Source organism: Arthrobacter sp. MSA 4-2, from assembly GCF_016405885.1.
Taxonomy (GTDB): domain Bacteria; phylum Actinomycetota; class Actinomycetes; order Actinomycetales; family Micrococcaceae; genus Arthrobacter_D.
On record NZ_JAEKGC010000001.1, the window covers coordinates 280,684 to 299,319 of the forward strand.

The 18,636-nt window shown below is 70.4% G+C and carries 16 protein-coding genes and 1 tRNA gene; 16 read left to right on the forward strand and 1 reads right to left on the reverse strand.

The genetic code is table 11. The features are described from left to right. Nucleotides 1–115 precede the first annotated feature (115 nt). The 16 genes from I6N91_RS01210 to I6N91_RS01285 all read left to right on the forward strand — a co-directional run bounded on the left by I6N91_RS01210 (nucleotide 116) and on the right by I6N91_RS01285 (nucleotide 17,801). Nucleotides 116–1,660, forward strand: a complete 1,545-nt coding sequence (locus tag I6N91_RS01210; RefSeq protein WP_198810090.1) for an ABC transporter ATP-binding protein — start codon at nucleotides 116–118, stop codon at nucleotides 1,658–1,660. After that, entirely contained in the window at nucleotides 1,657–3,048 is a 1,392-nt protein-coding gene (locus I6N91_RS01215; protein ID WP_307843190.1) for an ABC transporter permease, read from the forward strand. The genes I6N91_RS01210 and I6N91_RS01215 overlap by 4 nt, the downstream gene beginning before the upstream one ends. Then, on the forward strand, nucleotides 3,045–4,334 hold the full coding sequence (locus tag I6N91_RS01220; protein ID WP_198810091.1) for an ABC transporter permease: 1,290 nt from the start codon (nucleotides 3,045–3,047) through the stop codon (nucleotides 4,332–4,334). The genes I6N91_RS01215 and I6N91_RS01220 overlap by 4 nt, the downstream gene beginning before the upstream one ends. 133 nt (nucleotides 4,335–4,467) lie before the next feature. Beyond that, nucleotides 4,468–4,884, forward strand: a complete 417-nt coding sequence (locus I6N91_RS01225; RefSeq protein WP_198810199.1) for a cytidine deaminase — start codon at nucleotides 4,468–4,470, stop codon at nucleotides 4,882–4,884. A 41-nt stretch (nucleotides 4,885–4,925) separates the two neighbouring features. After that, a complete protein-coding gene (locus I6N91_RS01230; RefSeq protein ID WP_198810092.1) occupies nucleotides 4,926–6,212 on the forward strand; it encodes a thymidine phosphorylase in 1,287 nt (428 codons plus the stop codon). A 206-nt stretch (nucleotides 6,213–6,418) separates the two neighbouring features. After that, a complete protein-coding gene (locus I6N91_RS01235; protein WP_198810093.1) occupies nucleotides 6,419–7,096 on the forward strand; it encodes a DedA family protein in 678 nt (225 codons plus the stop codon). A gap of 39 nt (nucleotides 7,097–7,135) precedes the next feature. Further along, nucleotides 7,136–8,278, forward strand: coding sequence for an adenosine deaminase (locus I6N91_RS01240; RefSeq protein ID WP_198810094.1), 1,143 nt, complete (start codon nucleotides 7,136–7,138; stop codon nucleotides 8,276–8,278). 6 nt (nucleotides 8,279–8,284) lie between these two features. Continuing rightward, a complete protein-coding gene (locus I6N91_RS01245) occupies nucleotides 8,285–9,061 on the forward strand; it encodes a MazG nucleotide pyrophosphohydrolase domain-containing protein (RefSeq protein ID WP_233091297.1) in 777 nt (258 codons plus the stop codon). Nucleotides 9,062–9,171: 110 nt separating this feature from the next. Next, nucleotides 9,172–10,452: a phosphopyruvate hydratase gene (eno, locus tag I6N91_RS01250; protein ID WP_198810095.1), complete on the forward strand. Its 1,281-nt coding sequence runs from the start codon at nucleotides 9,172–9,174 to the stop codon at nucleotides 10,450–10,452. Between the two features lie 75 nt (nucleotides 10,453–10,527). Further along, nucleotides 10,528–11,226, forward strand: coding sequence for a septum formation initiator family protein (locus I6N91_RS01255; protein WP_198810096.1), 699 nt, complete (start codon nucleotides 10,528–10,530; stop codon nucleotides 11,224–11,226). 46 nt (nucleotides 11,227–11,272) lie between these two features. Continuing rightward, nucleotides 11,273–11,926: a DUF501 domain-containing protein gene (locus tag I6N91_RS01260; RefSeq protein ID WP_198810097.1), complete on the forward strand. Its 654-nt coding sequence runs from the start codon at nucleotides 11,273–11,275 to the stop codon at nucleotides 11,924–11,926. Next, nucleotides 11,923–12,867 (forward strand): Ppx/GppA phosphatase family protein, encoded by a 945-nt coding sequence (locus I6N91_RS01265; RefSeq protein WP_198810098.1) that lies wholly within the window; start codon nucleotides 11,923–11,925, stop codon nucleotides 12,865–12,867. Before I6N91_RS01260 ends, I6N91_RS01265 begins: the two co-directional genes overlap by 4 nt. Before the next feature lie 4 nt (nucleotides 12,868–12,871). Next, nucleotides 12,872–14,311, forward strand: a complete 1,440-nt coding sequence (locus I6N91_RS01270) for a S8 family serine peptidase (protein WP_374058884.1) — start codon at nucleotides 12,872–12,874, stop codon at nucleotides 14,309–14,311. A gap of 59 nt (nucleotides 14,312–14,370) precedes the next feature. Next, nucleotides 14,371–15,813, forward strand: coding sequence for an NAD(P)/FAD-dependent oxidoreductase (locus tag I6N91_RS01275; protein WP_198810099.1), 1,443 nt, complete (start codon nucleotides 14,371–14,373; stop codon nucleotides 15,811–15,813). Nucleotides 15,814–15,987: 174 nt separating this feature from the next. Beyond that, nucleotides 15,988–16,063 (forward strand) — tRNA-Leu (locus I6N91_RS01280). Nucleotides 16,064–16,397: 334 nt separating this feature from the next. Next, nucleotides 16,398–17,801 (forward strand): ABC transporter substrate-binding protein, encoded by a 1,404-nt coding sequence (locus I6N91_RS01285; protein WP_198810100.1) that lies wholly within the window; start codon nucleotides 16,398–16,400, stop codon nucleotides 17,799–17,801. 152 nt (nucleotides 17,802–17,953) lie between these two features. Here the strand turns inward: I6N91_RS01285 and I6N91_RS01290 are convergent, their stop codons facing one another. After that, nucleotides 17,954–18,634 carry a hypothetical protein gene (locus I6N91_RS01290; RefSeq protein ID WP_198810202.1) on the reverse strand — a complete coding sequence of 227 codons (681 nt, stop codon included), beginning with the start codon at nucleotides 18,632–18,634 and terminating at the stop codon, nucleotides 17,954–17,956. Between the last annotated feature and the right edge of the window lie 2 nt (nucleotides 18,635–18,636).

Genomic DNA, 18,636 nt, shown 5'->3' on the forward strand with positions numbered 1-18,636 from the left:
CTCCTGCGGATCCAATCCCCGGGAGGGAAGCGGTTCGTTTTTGTGGACCGGGATGGGGGCACCCGGTGCCGGCACTGACAACGCAAGTCTCCGCACAGAACAGATTGGGTGGGTTGTGAAACTCGAACTCAAAGGAATCACCAAACGGTTTGGTTCCCTGGTCGCCAACGACCACATCGACCTCGTGGTCGAACCCGGACAGGTCCACAGCCTCCTGGGCGAAAACGGTGCCGGTAAGTCGACGCTGATGAATGTCCTCTACGGGCTGTACCAGCCGACCGAGGGCACCATCCTCGTCAACGACAAGCCCGTGACCTTCTCCGGCCCCGGCGAGGCGATGGCCTCCGGCATCGGCATGGTGCACCAGCACTTCATGCTGGTGCCCGTCTTCACCGTCGCCGAGAACGTGGCGCTGGGCAATGAGTCGGTCGGCGCGGGCGGGCTGCTCAACCTCTCCGAGACCCGCACCCGTATCCGGCAGATCTCCGACCAGTACGGGTTCGACGTCGACCCCGACGCCATCGTCGAGGATCTCCCGGTGGGCGTCCAGCAGCGCGTCGAAATCATCAAGGCCCTGGTCCGCGACGCCGAGGTCCTCATCCTCGACGAACCGACTGCCGTCCTGACGCCCAAGGAGACCGACGAGCTGCTCGGCATCATGGGCCAGCTCAAGGCCGACGGGAAGTCGATCGTCTTCATCTCCCACAAGCTGCGCGAGGTCAAGGCCGTTTCCGACGTCATCACCGTCATCCGGCGCGGCAAGGTGGTCGGCACCGCCGAACCCGGCGCGTCAACCACCGAGCTCGCCTCCCTGATGGTGGGCCGCTCGGTCAGCCTGACCCTCCAGAAGGCGCCGGCCGCCCCCGGCGAGGTGACCTTCTCGGTGCGCGACCTCACGGTGCGCGCCGCCAACGGCCAGCACGTCGTCGACGGGCTCAGCTTTGACATCGCCAAGGGCGAGATCCTGGCCATCGCCGGCGTCCAGGGCAACGGCCAGACCGAGCTCACGGAGGCCATCATGGGCCTCCAGGAGCACGTGAGCGGCTCGATCACCCTCGACGGCGAGGAGCTGCTGGGGCGCAGCGTCCGCGACGTGATCAAGGAGGGCGTCGGGTTCGTCCCGGAGGACCGCAGCGTCGAGGGCCTCGTGGGCACCTTCTCGGTCGCCGAGAACCTCATCCTCAACCGCTACGACGAGGCGCCTTTCGCGCGCGGCCTGACCATGCGTCCCGCCGTGATCGAGAAGAACGCGCAGGAGAAGATCGCCGAATACGACGTGCGCACCCAGTCCGCCTCCGCGGCGGCGGGAACGCTTTCAGGCGGCAACCAGCAGAAGGTCGTCATGGCGCGGGAGTTCTCCCGGCCGCTTAAACTGTTCATCGCGTCCCAGCCCACCCGCGGCGTCGACGTCGGCTCCATCGAATTTCTCCACAAACGCATCGTCGCCGAGCGCGACGGCGGCACCCCCGTGATGATCGTCTCCACCGAGCTCGACGAGGTCCTCGAGCTCGCCGACCGCATCGCCGTGCTGTACCGGGGGCGCCTGATGGGGATCGTCCCGGCCGACACCTCGCGGGATGTCCTGGGCCTGATGATGGCCGGCATGCACGCCGACGAGGCCCTGGCACAGGCCACCGAACTTCAAGGAGGGGACCAGTGAGTCCGCAGGAAAACCCGCCGGTGACACCGGATACCGCCGGCGGCCAGCCGCCCACCCGCCGGGCAGCCCAGGAGGCCGCCCGCGAGGAGGAACGGCGCCTCGAGGCCGCCGCCGAAACCGGCGGCGGACAGGTCCCGCCGCCGGCCGTGCCCGCCTCCCCGGCCGCCCTCGCCCCGGCCGGACCGGGGGATGAGCAGCCGCTGATGCAGCGGATCATGACCGGCAACGCCCTGGTGGCCGTCCTGGCCGTGGTCCTCTCGCTCATCCTGGGCGGGCTGCTGATCGCCGTCACCGACGAAGACGTGGCCCGCTCCGCCTCCTACTTCTTCTCCCGGCCCATGGATACTATCGGCGCCGCCTGGTCGGCCGCCTCCGGTGCATACGCCGCCCTGTTCCAGGGCTCGGTCTTCAACGCCGGCGGCGACAGCTTCGCCCGGATGATCTACCCGCTGACCCAGACACTCACCGTCGCCACGCCCCTGATCTGCGCCGGCCTCGGCGTCGCCCTGGCCTTCCGCGCCGGGCTGTTCAACATCGGCGCCCAGGGTCAGATCCTGATCGGCGCCACCCTCGCCGGCTGGGTCGGGTTCACCGCCAACCTGCCCTTCGGCCTGCACCTGCTGCTCGTGATCCTCGCCGGCATGCTCGGCGGTGCGATCTGGGGCGGGCTCGTCGGCGTGCTCAAGGCGCGCACCGGCGCCCACGAGGTCATCCTCACCATCATGCTCAACTACATCGCCATCAACCTGGTGCTGTACCTGCTGAGCACCCCCGGCTTCCAGCGCCCGGGTTCGACGAACCCGATCAGCCCGCAGCTCGAGGCGACGGCGCTGTACCCGCCGCTGCTGGGCAGCGGCTTCCGGCTCCACTGGGGCTTCGTCGTCGCCGTGCTGGCCACGGTCTTCGTCTGGTGGCTGCTCAACCGCTCCACGGTCGGCTTCGAACTGCGGGCCGTGGGCGCCAACGCCACCGCCGCCCGCACCGCCGGAGTGAGCGTGAGCAGGGGCTACATCCTCGCGATGGCCATCGCCGGCGCCCTCGCCGGGCTCGCCGGTGTGGCGCAGGTCGCCGGCACCGAGAAGGTCCTCACTTCAGGGGTGGCCGCGAGCTTCGGCTTCGACGCCATCACCGTGGCGCTGCTGGGCCGTTCCAGCCCGTGGGGCACCTTCGCCGCGGGACTCCTGTTCGGCGCCTTCCGCGCCGGCGGCGTCACCATGCAGGCCTCGACCGGAACGAGCATCGACATCGTCCTGGTCGTGCAGTCCCTGATCGTCCTGTTCATCGCGGCCCCACCGCTGGTGCGGTCGCTCTTCCGCCTGCCCACCCCGGGAGCCGTCCCGCCGGCCCGCAGGAACCGCAAGACCGCAGCCACCGGAGGCGCAGCATGAGTACAGTCACCACCGCAGCCCCGGGCCGCTCCGCAGCACCCGCAGGAGCAGTCCGCAGCTGGAAGACCCCGATCCTGTTGGCCGTCCTGGCCGTCGTCGCCCTGCTGGTCTTCGGTGCGGGAGCGCCCCGCAACAATGTGACCTTCCGGCTCTCGGACCCCAATGACGCCATCGTGCTTCCCGACCTGGTGCTGCCCGCCGCGGCGACCGGCTGGCTCACCGCCGTGGTGCTGGCCGCCCTCGCGGTCCTGGCAGTCCTCGCGGTCCGGCGCGGGGCGGGGGTGCCCGTGTGGCTCGTTGCCGTCTTCGCGGTGCTCTTCCTCATCGGCTTCCTCACCTGGGTGATCGGCAGCGCCAACAACCCCAACGTCGCCCTGTACGGGCTGCTCGCCGGGTCCGTGACCCTGGCCGTGCCGCTGATCTTCGGCTCGCTCTCCGGGGTGCTCAGCGAACGCTCCGGCGTCGTGAACATCGCCATCGAGGGCCAGCTGCTCTTCGGGGCGTTCGCGGCGGCCGTCGCCGCGTCGGTCTCCGGCAGCGCCATTGTCGGCCTGTTCGCGGCCGCCCTCGCCGGCGTCATCGTCTCCTTCCTCCTGGCGGTGTTCAGCATCCGCTACATCGTCAACCAGGTGATCGTCGGCGTCGTGCTCAACGTGCTCGTCTCGGGCCTGACCGGCTTCCTGTTCTCCTCCGTGCTGAGCAAGGACGCCGAGACGTGGAACTCGCCCCCGCGGCTTCCGGTGCTGAGCATCCCGGTGCTGTCCGAGATCCCCATCCTGGGCCCGATCCTGTTCGAGCAGACCATCGTCGGCTACCTCATGTACATCGCCGTCGCCGTCATCTACGTGGCGCTCTTCCGCTCCCGGTGGGGCCTGCGGACCCGCGCGGTCGGGGAGCACCCCAAGGCCGCGGACACCCTGGGCGTCAACGTCAACCGGATGCGCTTCATCAACGTGCTGCTCGCCGGTGTCGTCGCCGGCGTCGGCGGGTCCTTCTTCACGCTGGTCTCGGTCTCAGGATTCGGCCGGGACATGACGGCCGGACAGGGCTACATCGCCCTCGCCGCGCTGATCTTCGGCCGGTGGAACCCGATCGGCGCGTTCTTCGCGGCCCTGCTGTTCGGCTTCGCGACGAACCTCTCGAACGTGCTCAGCCTGCTCGGGACCCCGGTCCCGGACCAGTTCCTGCGCATGCTGCCCTACGTCGTGACGGTATTCGCCGTCGCCGGCCTCGTCGGGCGCTCCCGCGCGCCGGGAGCCAGCGGCATCCCCTACGTCAAGGGCTGAGCACCGGACCCCGGGGCCGCCCGTCAGGCGGCCCCGGGCCCCGGCCGTGCAACGCCCCCCGAAATCCCACGACCGACCCGAACCAGACAAGCGACCCCAACCAGACAAGCGACCCCAACCAGAAACAGGAGCGATACCGGTGACCGACCCGGCCCTCGAACCCCGCGACCTCCCCTGGGAGGAGCTGAAGCAGGCGGCCACCGCCGCGATGCAGCGCGCGTACGTCCCCTACTCGAAGTTCCCCGTCGGGGCTGCTGCCCTGATCGACGACGGCCGCATCATCTCCGGGTGCAATGTCGAGAACGCCTCCTACGGGCTGACCCTGTGCGCCGAATGCGCACTGGTGAGCAGCCTGGCCATGACCGGCGGCGGCCGCATCGTCGCCTTCAGCTGCGTCGACGGCTCGGGGAACACCCTGATGCCGTGCGGGCGCTGCCGCCAGCTGCTCTACGAGTTCCGCGCCCCCGGCATGGTGCTGCAGACAGTTAGCGGCATCCGCTCCATGGACGAGGTCCTTCCGGACGCCTTCGGGCCCGAGAACCTCTCCTGAATCCCAGCGCGACCCACCCCACGAACCCCAGAGGTAGAACCATGACCGAAGCCTTCGACGCCGTCGACATCATCCGGACCAAGCGGGACCGGGGCACTCTCACCCCGGAGCAGATCGATTGGACGATCGACGCCTACACGCGCGGCGCCGTCGCCGACGAGCAGATGGCCGCACTGAACATGGCCATCCTGCTCAACGGCATGGACCGGGCGGAGATCTCGCGCTGGACCGCGGCGATGATCGCCTCGGGGGAGCGCCTCGACTTCTCCTCCCTGGGCCGGCCCACCAGCGACAAGCACTCCACCGGCGGCGTGGGCGACAAGATCACCCTGCCGCTGGCACCGCTCGTGGCGGTCTTCGGGGTCGCCGTGCCCCAGCTCTCCGGCCGCGGCCTCGGGCACACCGGCGGCACCCTCGACAAGCTCGAGTCCATCCCCGGCTGGCGGGCACACCTGAGCAACGACGAGATGATGCGCCAGCTCGCCGACGTCGGCGCCGTCATCTGCGCGGCGGGCACCGGCCTGGCCCCCGCCGACAAGAAGCTCTACGCCCTGCGGGACGTCACCGGCACCGTTGAGGCCATTCCGCTCATCGCCTCCTCGATCATGAGCAAGAAGATCGCCGAGGGCACCGGCTCACTGGTCCTCGACGTCAAGGTGGGCACCGGCGCCTTCATGAAGACCCGCGAGGACGCCCTCGAACTGGCGCGCACCATGGTCGACCTGGGCACCGACGCCGGAGTGCGGACCGTGGCTCTGCTGACCAACATGAGCACCCCGCTCGGACTCACCGCCGGCAACGCCATCGAGGTTGAGGAATCCGTCGAGGTCCTCGCGGGCGGAGGACCCGAGGACGTCGTCGAACTCACCGTGCGCCTGGCCGAGGAGATGCTCGCCGCGGCGGGCGTGCCCGACGCCGACCCCGCAGCGGCCCTGCGCGACGGCCGCGCCATGGACGTCTGGAACCGCATGATCGAGGCGCAGGGCGGAGATCCCCGCGCCGCCCTGCCCGTGGCCCGGGAGTCCGAAACTCTCTACGCCCCCGCCGACGGCGTGCTCGTCGAACTCGACGCCCTGTCCGTCGGCGTGGCGGCGTGGCGGCTCGGCGCGGGCCGGGCCCGCAAGGAGGACGCCGTCCAGGCCGGCGCCGGGGTGCGGATGCACGCCAAGCCCGGAGCGCTGGTGCGTGCCGGAGAGCCGCTCATGACCCTGCTGACCGACACCCCGGAGCGGTTCGAGCGGGCCCGCGAGGCCCTCGCCGATGCCGTCGTGATCGCCCCGGAGGGCTCCCGTCCGGCCCAGGAACTCATCCTCGACCGGGTCTCCTAGCACGCAGCTCCCCGCCGGCCCGCACCCGGGCCGGCGGGGGAGTCCGTGCGCCTGCACGGGCACGGGGATGGGGGCAGGGGGAGGAATTAGGGGGCCCGAATCGGGGGTCTCCCTGATGTGGCCCGCCCGGTCCCCGCGCAGACTGATCCAATGCTTGATAACGAGGATCCTGCCCGGCGGTGCGGGCCTGCGGCCGGCGGTTCCCCATGGACTTGATGTTCTCCCTGCTCGCAGGGGTCAACGAATGGGTCATCGACGCCGCGGCACAGCCCTGGGTGTACCTGGTGGTGTTCCTCTGCTGCACCGTCGACGGGTTCTTCCCGCCCTTCCCCAGCGAATCGGTGGTCGTGGGCCTGGCGTCCCTGATCCTCACCCAGGGCCACCCCAACCCCTGGCTGCTGATGCTGGCCGCCTCGCTCGGGGCCTTCCTCGGTGATAACACCGCCTACGCCATCGGCCGGGGAATCGGGCTGACCCGGTTCCGGTGGATGCGCCGGCCCCGCATGCGCCGCTCCTTCGCCTGGGCGAAGTACGAGCTCGACAAGCGGGCGGCCTCCCTGCTCCTGGTGGGCCGCTTCCTGCCGATCGGCAGGGTGGCGGTGAACCTCGCCGCCGGCACCACCGGCTACCCGCGCCGGCGCTTCGTCGCCCTGTCCGCCCTCGCCGGCGGCGTCTGGGGGGCGTACTCCGTGGGCATCGGCGCGCTGGCCGGTGCGTGGTTCGCCGGCAACCAGCTGCTGGGGGTCGCCGTGGCCATCGCGGTGGCCGTGGTGGTCGGCGTGGCCGTCGACCGGGTGCTCAGTGCAGCCTCCGGCAGGGCGGCGCCCCGGGTGCTTCCGGCGGCGGCCGGACCGGAGGTTCCCGACCTCGACCAGGCCGCCTAAGGGTGCGGCCCGTCCGGGCCCACCTGTAGGGTTGAACGCGTGACGAACTCCTCCCAGACCCCCGCCCCAGGCACCTCCTTCGACATCCGCAGCCTCCCCAAGGTCTCCCTCCACGACCACCTCGACGGGGGCCTGCGCCCCGCGACCATCCTCGAGCTGGCGGCCGAGGTGGGGCATACCCTTCCGGCCTCCGACGCGGAAGCGCTCGGCCGGTGGTTCCGCGACTCCGCCGATTCCGGAACGCTGGAGCGCTACCTCGAAACCTTCGACCACACCATCGCCGTCATGCAGACCCGCGGCGCCCTGGCGCGGGTGGCCCGCGAATTCGTCGAGGACCTCGCGGCCGACGGCGTCGTCTACGGCGAGGTGCGCTGGGCCCCCGAGCAGCACACCGCCCAGGGCCTGAGCCTGGATGAGGCCGTCGAGGCCGTGCAGGAAGGGCTCTCGGCGGGCGTAGCGTCCGCCCGGGCCGCCGGGCGGGTCATCCAGGTCGGCCAGCTCATCACCGCCATGCGCCACGCCGACCGCGGCCAGGAAATCGCCGAACTCGCCGTCCGGCACCGGGACCGCGGCGCCGTGGGCTTCGACATCGCCGGAGCCGAAAAGGGCTTCCCGCCCTCACGGCTTGCCGAGGCGTTCACCTACCTCGCCGCCCACCAGTTCCCCGCCACCGTCCACGCCGGCGAGGCCGACGGGCTGGAGAGCATCGTTGATGCGCTGGTCTCCGGGCGGGCCCTGCGCCTCGGCCACGGGGTGCGCATCGCCGAGGACATCTCCCTCGAGGAAGCCGACGCCACCGGAAACGGGGAGGACGGCGTCGAGACTGCCGTCCTCGGCCGGGTCGCCGCCTGGGTGCGCGACCGCGGGATCGCCCTGGAGCTGTGCCCGTCGTCGAACCTGCAGACCGGAGCGGTTGAGGCCTTCGGGAACGACATCGGAAGCCACCCGATCGACATGCTGTACCAGCTGGGCTTCAAGGTCACCGTGAACACCGACAACCGGCTGATGAGCGGGGTGAGCCTGACCGGGGAGTTCGAACTCCTCGCCGACACCTTCGGGTACGACCTCAGCGACCTGCTGGAGCTGACCCTCAACGCCGTCGACGCCGCCTTCCTCCCCCTCGAGGACCGGGAAGCCCTGACGGAGTTCGTGGTGTCCGCGTTCGAGACCGCCGCTTCCTAGGCCGCCATGCCCGACGCACCCGGATCCGCCGATCCGGCGGGCGGCGCCGGCGCCGCGGTTGACCGCCTGGTTGAGGTCATCGCCGTCCTGCGGGCCCGGTGCCCGTGGATGGGTGCACTTACCCACGCCTCGCTCGTGCAGTACCTGATCGAGGAGAGCTACGAACTCGTCGAGGCCCTCGAAGCGCTCGGCGGGCCCGCCGGCGCGGAGGCGGGAAACCCCGGGGTGCGGACCGACCTGCTGGGCGAGCTGGGCGACGTGCTGCTGCAGGTGGTGCTCCACGCCCAGCTCCAGCACGAGCAGGGCAGCTTCGGCCTGCGGGAGGTCGCCGAGGGGCTGACGGCCAAGATGATCCGCCGGAACCCCCACGTCTTCGCGGCCGACGGCTCGCTGCTGGCCCCCGACGGAGGTGCGGGCGCCACCGCCGAGGAGATCGCCCGGACCTGGCAGACGGTGAAGGAGCGCGAACGCCCGGACCGCGCCTCCGCCTTCGACGGAATTCCGCAGCACCTTCCCGCCCTGGCCCGCGCCGCTTCAATCCTGCACCGGGCCGGGACGCTCGGCGCGCTGCCCGCCCCCGGAGGTGTCGTCCCGGACGGAGCGGCAGCCCCCGACGGAGCCGCCGCGGCCGGCCCGCTCACCGAGGAGGAGCTCGGCGACGCCCTCTTCGCGCTGGTGCGCGGTGCCGCCTCCCGGGGGCTCGACCCGGAGCGGGCCCTGCGCGCCGCCGTCCGGCGCTTCCAGGACTCGGTGGCCGGTTCTCCACCGGGCGGAGCCGCGTGACGGGCGTCCGCCCCCCGCGGCGGTGAACTACCCTTAAGACGGCACTGCCAACGCTTTGACCACCGTCCCGCGGTGGAATCTCGACCCCTCCAACCCAAAGGAGCATTTCCATGGCAATCATCGACGCCATCCACGCGAGGGAAATCCTCGACTCCCGCGGCAACCCCACCGTTGAGGTGGAGGTCCTGCTCGACGACGACACCTTCGGCCGCGCCGCCGTCCCCTCCGGCGCCTCCACCGGTGCCTTCGAGGCCAACGAACGCCGCGACGGCGACAAAGCCCGCTACCTGGGCAAGGGCGTCCTGCAGGCCGTCGAAGCGGTCATCGACCAGATCCAGCCCGCCCTCCTCGGCTTCGACGCCGCCGACCAGCGCGCCATCGACCAGGCGATGCTCGACCTCGACGGCACCGAGAACAAGTCAAGCCTCGGCGCCAACGCCATGCTGGGCGTCTCCCTCGCCGTGGCCCGCGCCGCCGCCGAATCCTCGGCCCTGCCGCTCTACCGCTACCTGGGCGGCCCCAACGCGCACGTCCTGCCCGTGCCCCTGATGAACATCCTCAACGGCGGCTCCCACGCGGACTCCGACGTCGACATCCAGGAATTCATGATCGTTCCCCTCGGTGCCGCCTCCTTCTCCGAGGGCCTGCGCTGGGGCGTCGAGGTCTACCACGAGCTCAAGGCCGTCCTCAAGGAAAAGGGCCTCGCCACGGGCCTCGGCGACGAGGGCGGCTTCGCCCCGAACCTGCCCTCGAACCGGGACGCGCTCGACCTGATCACCACCGCGGTGGAGCGGGCCGGCTACAAGCCCGGATCCGACATCGCCTTCGCCCTTGACGTCGCGGCCTCCGAGTTCTACAGCGACGGGGTGTACACGTTCGAGGGCAAGTCCCTCAGCACCGCCGAGATGAGCGCCTACTACGAAGAGCTGGTGCGCGACTACCCGCTGGTGTCCATCGAGGATCCCCTGGACGAGGAGGACTGGGAGGGCTGGAAGGCCCTTACCGCGTCCCTCGGCGACAAGGTGCAGATCGTCGGCGACGACCTGTTCGTCACCAACCCCACCCGCCTCGAGCGCGGCATCACCGCCGACACGGCCAACTCGCTGCTGGTCAAGGTCAACCAGATCGGCACGCTGACCGAAACCCTCGACGCGATCTCGCTGGCCCAGCGCTCGGGCTACACCACGATCACCTCGCACCGCTCCGGCGAGACCGAGGACACCACGATCGCCGACATCTGTGTTGCCACGAACGCCGGCCAGATCAAGACCGGCGCCCCCGCCCGGTCCGAGCGCGTCGCGAAGTACAACCAGCTGCTGCGCATCGAAGAGGAACTCGACGACGCCGCCCGTTATGCCGGGCGCAGCGCCTTCCCGCGTTTCACTGCATAGTTGAACCGGAGGGCAGTTACCCTCGTTAGACGGGGTCCGCAAGGATCCCGTCGCAGCAACCAGCCGAGGAGTGCCATGTCTGCCCGCCGCCCCAACGTGCCGCATGCCGTCCGTCCGTCGCCCCACGCGGCGGACCGGACGGCTGCCGGGGCACCCCCGGCGACATCCGGCACCCATCCGGGCCAGGTCGGAGGGCCGCCGGCGGACCGGGTCCGGACCAAACCCGCCGCCGGCTCGGCACCCGCACCCCAGCCCGCCCCGACCCGGAAACATGCATCGCCGTCCGAGGTCCGGGCCGCCGAACGTGAGCAGCTCGCCGGGGCCATCCGCAGGGCAGGGGCCAGCGCGGTCCGGCCCCGGAACCGCGTGATCGTTCCGGCCGAGGACGCCAAGCCCATTCCCGCGCAGTCGTTCTCGGGGCGCCTGCTGGCACTGGCCCTCGTCCTCGTAGCGGTGATCGTGCTGCTCGTCCCCTCGGTGAGCAACTACCTCCGCCAGCAGGGCGAGGTGGCGGCCCTGCGGGGGCAGATCGCCGAGCAGCAGCAGGCCCAGGAGCAGCACCGGGCGGACCTGGCCCGCTGGGACGACCCCGCCTACATCAAGCAGCAGGCCCGTGAACGCATCTTCCTCGTGATGCCGGGGGAGAAGCGCTACCTCGTCAAGGGCGGCTCGGGCATCGAAGAGTCAACAGGCACCGGCTCGGCCGGACAGCCCGAAGACCTCCCGTGGGTCGATTCGCTGTGGGAATCGGTCTCCCGCGCCGCGACGGACTGACAACACCAGAACACCTGCCGCACCGGGCAGCAAGGAAGGACCCCAAGTGGCTCAGCAGGACGAGCGGACCCCCACGGCCCGGGACCACGAGGTCCTGAGCCGCCAGCTCGGGCGGCCGGTCCGCGACGTCGTCGAGATCGGGGCACGGTGCGTGTGCGGCAACCCGCTGGTGGCCGTGACCGCACCCCGCCTCAGCAACGGCATACCCTTTCCCACCACCTACTACCTGACCCACCCCGTCATCACTTCCGCCGTGTCCCGGCTTGAGGCCGACGGCGTGATGACGGAAATGACGGAGCGGCTCGGCCGGGACGCCGACCTCGCCGAACGGTACCGGGCCGCACACGAGGCCTACCTTGCCGCCCGCGAGGAGGTCGGCGAGCGGGCCGGGACCGGCCCGGTCCCCGAGATCGCCGGGGTATCCGCCGGCGGCATGCCCACCCGGGTGAAATGCCTGCACGTCCTGGTGGGCCATTCACTGGCCGCAGGACCCGGGGTCAACCCGCTGGGCGACGAGGCGCTCGAGGGCATCGCCGAGTGGTGGACAGCCGACGTGTGCTACTGCACCGGCGCCTGGGACACCTCCGGAGAGCCGCCCTCGGCCGACCTCAGCCGGCACACCAAGACCCAGGGACTCAGCCCCGAAGAGCTCGAGCGCAAGCGTGCCGGGCGACGAGCCGAAGCACAGGAGAAACAATGAGGACCGCCGCGGTTGACTGTGGAACGAACTCCATCCGGCTGCTGATCGCCGACATCGAGGACGGCGTGCTGGCCGACGTCGAACGGCGCATGAAGGTGGTGCGCCTCGGGGAGGGGGTCGACGCCACCGGCCGGCTCTCCGAGGCCGCCCTGGCACGGACCTTCGAGGCCACCGAGGAATATGCCGAACTGATCCGCCGGCACGGCGCCGAAGGGCTCCGCTTCGTCGCCACCTCCGCCTCCCGCGACGCCGAGAACCGGGATGTCTTCGTTGAGGGCATCCGCCAGCGCCTCGGCGTCGAGCCCGAAGTCATCAGCGGTGACGAAGAAGCGTCACTGTCCTTTCGCGGCGCCGTGAGCGTGATTGACGTGCCCGAGACCGACACCGTGATGGTCGTTGACCTCGGCGGCGGCAGCACCGAGTTCGTCGCAGGGCGCGGCGGCGCCGTGACCGCGGCCCGCAGCATGGACATGGGCTGCGTCCGGTTCACCGAACGCTTCCTGCGCTCCGATCCGCCCGCCGGAGCCGAAATCGAGGCGATGGAACGCGAGGTCCGCGCGCTGATCAGCGAGGCCGGACGGGAGGTGCCCTTCGGGGAGGTGAGCACCCTGATCGGTGTCGCCGGAAGCATCACCACGGTGACAGCGCACGCGCTGCAGCTTCCCTCCTACCTCCCGGAGCGCATTCACGGCGCACGCCTGAGCACCGCCGCCATCGCCGGAGCCGCCGACGACCTGCTGCGCCGCGACAGGGCCGCCCGCGCGGCCCTGCCCTACATGCACCCCGGCCGGGTCGACGTCATCGGCGCCGGGGCCCTGATCTGGAAGTGCGTCGTCGAGCACATCGCCGAGGCCACCGGCGGCCGGGTCGACTCCGCCGTGGCCAGCGAACACGACATCCTCGACGGCATCGCCCTCAGCGTTCCCGCCCTCCGGAAGTGATTTTTTGACCTTTTCGCCCTCCAGCACCCCTTCACCCACCCGGGCGGCCCGCCGCCGAGCCTCCCGAGCCGCCGCGGCGGTCCTCGCCGCGGCGATGCTGCTGTGCACTGCTGCCCCGGCCCGGGCCGACCACGTCCGGGACAAGCAGTACTGGCTGCAGGACTACGGGGTGACCGAGGCCTGGAAGTCAACGCAGGGCGAAGGGGTCAAGGTCGCGGTGATCGACAGCGGCGTCGACAGCTCCCACCCCGACCTGCGCGGCGCCGTCACCGCCGGGATCGACGCCTCGGGCGCCGGACGCGGGGACGGCCAGCAGGGCATCGGCGAGGTCCCCGAGCACGGGACCCTCGTGTCGACCCTCCTCGCTGGCAGGGGGCATGGGCCGCGTCCCACCGAAGGGGCCGCGCCGTCCCCGCTCGAAGCTTACGGCCAGGGCCCCGACGGCATCGTCGGGGTGGCCCCGAAGGCTGACCTGCTCGCCGTGTCGGTGTGGATCGAGGGGCCCAACAGCGGCCCCAACCCGGCGGGGGTCGGCACGGACGAGCAGATCCCCAATGCCGTGCGCTGGGCGGTGGACAACGGGGCCAAGGTCATCAACATGTCGCTCGGGAGCACCTCGACCACCTGGCCCGAGAGCTGGGACGAGGCGTTCCTCTACGCCGAGAAGCGCGACGTCGTCATCGTGGCCGCCGCGGGCAACCGGGCCGGCGGGCTCACCCAGGTCGGCGCCCCCGCCACCATCCCCGGCGTCCTGTCGGTCGCTGGGCTGGACCGCAGCGGGGTGGCGAGCAGGGAATCCTCGTCCGAGGGCATCAGCATCGCCGTCGCGGCGCCGTCGGAGAACCTCGTCGGCGGGCTGCCCGGGGCGTTCTACGCCGAATGGTCGGGAACCTCGGGTGCCGCGCCGCTCGTCTCCGGGGTGGCGGCGCTGATCCGCTCCAAGTACCCGGAGCTGAGCGCCGCGCAGGTCATCAACCGCATTGTCGGCACGGCCCGCGACGCCGGCGCGCCGGGCTTCGACACCATCTACGGGCACGGCATCCTTGACGTCGCCGCCGCCGTCGGCCCCGGGGTCGAGGTCTCCGAGGCCAACCAGCTCGGCAGCATCGAGCAGTGGATCCAGGTGTACCGGCGGGGGAAGCCGCCCGCGGAGGCGGCACCTCCGGCTCCGGCCGAGAACACGGCCGCCCCCGATATCCCGGCCGCCCTGGTCCCGCAGGCCCACGAAGGGGCCGGATCCTCGACGGTGCTGCCCCCGGTGGTGGTCCTGGGCTTCTCCGGCCTGTTCGTCCTGCTCCTGGTGGCCGGAACCGTCCACGTCCTGCGGGTCCGGCGCACCGAGCGCCTGGCGCCCCCGCGGGAGGAGCCGGACACCGGTGCCTTCGACGTCCCGCAGCGGACCGACCGCCCCGCTGAAACCGGCCAGGGCAGCCCGCGCGGCTGAGCGGGTAGAGGTTCCTCACAGTTAGTGAAGACTTTCACAAAGTCCGGTACTATCGAGCCATGGCATCGAACTCACTGTTCTCTGATCGTCCGCGCATCCTCGTCGTCGGAGGCGGCTACGTCGGCCTCTATGTGGCCCGCAATCTGCAGAAGAAGGTGAAGTCCCACGGTGGCATCGTCACCCTGGTCGACCCCCTTCCCTACATGACGTACCAGCCGTTCCTCCCCGAGGTGGCCGCCGGAAGCATCGAGGCGCGCCACGCCATCGTCTCGCACCGTGTGCACCTGCCCCAGACCGAGCTCATCAGCGGCCGGGTCACATCGGTCGACCACGCCGCGCGCACCGCCACGATCGAGCCCGCAGGCGAGGGTGAGCCGTTCACGCTCGGCTACACCGACATCGTCATGGCCGCCGGCGCGATCACCCGCACCTTTCCCATCGAGGGGCTGAAGGACCAGGGCATCGGCCTGAAGACGATCGAAGAGGCCGTCGCGCTGCGCAACCAGATCCTCGAGCGCATCGAGACCGGGTCGCTGATGCCCGCCGGCCCGGCCCGGGACCGCATGCTGACCTTCGTCGTCGTCGGCGGCGGGTTCGCCGGCATCGAAGCCATCACCGAGATGGAGGACATGGCCCGCGATGCGGTGAAGAAGAACGCCCGCCTCAAGCGCTCCGACGTCCGCTTCGTCCTGATCGAGGCCATGCCGCGCGTCATGCCCGAGGTCACCGAGCAGCAGGCCGTCTGGGTCGTCGAGCACCTGCGCTCGCGCGGCATCCAGGTCCTGCTCAACACCTCGCTCGCCAGCGCCGTCGAGGGCAACCTGAAGCTGATCAACATGCCGGACAAGACCCCGGCCGACGAGTTCGCCACCGACACCCTCATCTGGACCGCCGGCGTGCAGGCCAACCCGGTCGTCCGCTCCACCGACTTCCCGGTCGATGACCGCGGCCGCCTGCGGGCGAACGCCGAGCTGCGCATCACCGGCGACGACGGACCCCTCCAGCATGCCTGGACCGCCGGCGACGTCGCGGCCGTGCCCGACCTCAGCGGCGGCGGCGTGGGCGGATTCTGCGTCCCCAACGCCCAGCACGCGGTCCGCCAGGCGAAGCGCCTCGCCAAGAACATCTACGCCCAGAACTACGGCGTGGGCCGCGTCCAGGAGTACAAGCACACCAACCTGGGTGCCGTCGCGGGCTTCGGTACCTTCAAGGGTGTCGCCAACATCATGGGCTTCGGGATGCGTGGCTTCCCGGCCTGGCTGGCGCACCGCGGGTACCACGGCATGGCCATGCCGATGTTCGAGCGCAAGGCCCGGGTCATCTCCAACTGGTCGATGAGCTTCATCTTCGGCAGGGACCTCGCCCCAATCGCGGACCTGCAGACCCCGCGCCGGCAGTTCCGCAACGCGGCCACTCCGCCGCCGAAGAAGGACACCGCCCTTCAGTCGGCACCTCCGGCTCCGGCCGGAAAGGCGAGCGGCAAGGCCGCCTCGAACGCCTGATTCAACCGGTCCGCCGGAGACGACGGTGGGTTCCCGCAGACGCGGGGGCCCGCCGTCGCCGCTTAACCGGTGATGCCCTCCACCCGGGGTCCATCCGGTGCCCTGCCGCGCCCGCCAAACCCTGGAGCGGGCGCGGGTGTCCCGGCGCGATATTCTTGACCTGCGGAGCATCCCGCCCCAGTAGCCCAATGGCAGAGGCACCAGACTTAAAATCTGTTCAGTGTCGGTTCGAGTCCGACCTGGGGTACCACCGGGCCCGTTGGCCTGTAACCTGAGCACTTCCTCCCGGCTGCCGGGGCCCCCGCGGGCCGGCCCGACCGCCGCCGTGGGCTCCCAACCGGCTCCCACCATACGCAGCAAGTCAGCCCCGCACCTCGACGCGTTGACCGGACGATCCGCCGCCCGATCATCGCCCCACCGCCCCAGTGTCAACCCCGCTGGACCCTCGGTGTGACGAGCGTTACAAGGATGTAACCGGATTCCCTTATGTTCGACCCATTTTTGCATTAGCTTTTCTACATACCAGGAACACCTGGTGAGTGCAGCGAAGGCTGACGATGCCTTTCGGTCGAGGAGAAAAATTGATGACTGTAACACGCAACCCGATGCGGTCCGGCATCGGGGAGAATGCTCCGCGCGCAGCGAAGATCGCAGCCCTCAGCCTGGGTATTGCACTCTTTGCCTCGGGCTGTGGCGGCGGCGGCGGCGGATCCACAACAAACGAGGACGGCGCCGAGCCCGGCGCCTCGGCGTCCGCCGAGACCGCGGGCGCGCTGTCCTGCCCGCCCAGCGAAGGCGGCGAGGCTGCGGAAGCCGGCGAGAAGGGCGACCCCTCGGCTGTCCCCGAGGCGAAGACCGTCACCGATACACCCCTGAAGTTCGGATCCATCCTGCCGACCACCGGGGCCCTCGCGTTCCTCGGCCCGCCGGAAATCGCGGGTGTGAACCTCGCGGTCAAGGAAGTCAACGAAGCAGGCGGCGTCCTCGGCAAGGACATCTCGGTGGTCCACCGCGACTCGGGCGACACCACCACCGACATCGCCACCCAGTCGGTCACCGAACTCCTGTCCCAGGATGTCAGCGCCATCATCGGCGCCGCTTCGTCCGGCGTCTCCAAGACCGTCATCAACCAGATCACGGGTGCCGGCGTCGTGCAGTTCTCCCCGGCGAACACCTCCCCGGAGTTCACCGACTGGGACGACAAGGGCCTGTACTGGCGCACCGCACCGTCGGACGTCCTGCAGGGACGCACGCTCGGCAACTACATCATGTCCTGCGGCGCCCAGACCGTCGGCATGATCGTCCTCAACGACGCCTACGGCACCGGCCTTCAGGCCAACATCACCGAGACCGTCGAAGGAGCCGGTGGCAAGGTCGTTGCCGCCGAACTGTTCAACGAAGGCGACTCGCAGTTCAGCAGCCAGGTCGATGCGGTGGTCGCGGCCAAGCCCGATGCCATCGTCATCATCACCTTCGACCAGGCCAAGAGCATCGTTCCGCTGCTCACCGGCAAGGGCATCGACCCCTCGAGCATGTTCATGGTCGACGGCAACACCACCGACTACAGCAAGGACCTGGAGCCGGGCACCCTCGAGGGCGCCCAGGGCACCATCCCCGGTCCCTTCACCGGAGATGAATTCCAGAAGGCGCTGCTTGAGATCGACCCCAAGCTGACCAGCTGGAGCTACGCCGGTGAAAGCTACGACGCCGTCAACCTGATGTCGCTGGCAGCCGAGGCTGCAGGCAGCACCGACGGAACCGCCATCGCCGGAGAGCTCGAGGCCGTCTCCAAGGACGGCGAGAAGTGCTTCGACTTCGCCGGCTGCGTGACCCTGCTGCGCGACGGTGAAGACATCGACTACGACGGCATCTCCGGCCCGGTCTCCTTCGACGAGAACGGTGATCCCACCGAAGCCGCCATCGGCATCTACCAGTACGACGAGAACAACGTGCCGCAGCCGAGCCGTTCCGAGGTTGGCAAGCTCTAACCTCAGGATCTCGGGTCAGCACATCCGCTGCACCGGAAGGCCCCGTCCACCAGGGCGGGGCCTTCCGCCTGTCCGGGCCCGTCCGGGGACCACTTAACGACAAACGCACCCGATAGATCGGGTGCGTTTGTCGTTAAGTGGCGCGTGGGTCGTTATCGGGTGCGTTCGGCGGTTTCGTTGTGCCGGGGGGAACGGGCGACGGCGTAGGAGCCACGGCGCAGCTGCGCGGCCCACTCATAGGTCGACGCCGTGGGCAGGGGATTGCGGACCGGGTCGAACCGCAGGTCCTCCTGACCCTGGTCAGGGTCAACCGTGAGCGTGAGGGTTCCAAACGGAATCCAGGGCCCCAGCGGACGGGCAAAGGACAGCTCCATCGACCAGGCGTGTCCCTTGAGCCTGCGCCGGAAGGCCGGCAGCGACGCCGGAAGCCGGCCGGGGGCGGTCGGCTGTCCGGTGGTCCGCGCGGCCAGCAGGACCGGCCCGCGTGCTCCCCGGTACGGCATCATGGTGGTCAGCGGGGAGCGGGCGATGTTCAGCCGGGGGACCAGCAGGAACCGGCCCAGCGGTGAACTTCCCGTCGAGGACAGCAGCAGATCGGCGTGCGCGTCGCCCGAGGGAATCCTCACCGCGAGGCCGATGATGTCCGGCAGGGGACCCGGCAGGCCCACCGACCGCGAGAGCCGCGCCTCGACCGGGGTGCTGCCCGCGGTGTCGAGCCACGGGATGCCGCTTGAGGCGCCGCCGTCGACGGCGAGGTATCCCGTCAGGCGCACCCCGCCGGGATGGATGGGGCGGGAAGGCCGGAGAACCTTCAGCGCCCGGAACACTTCCATGA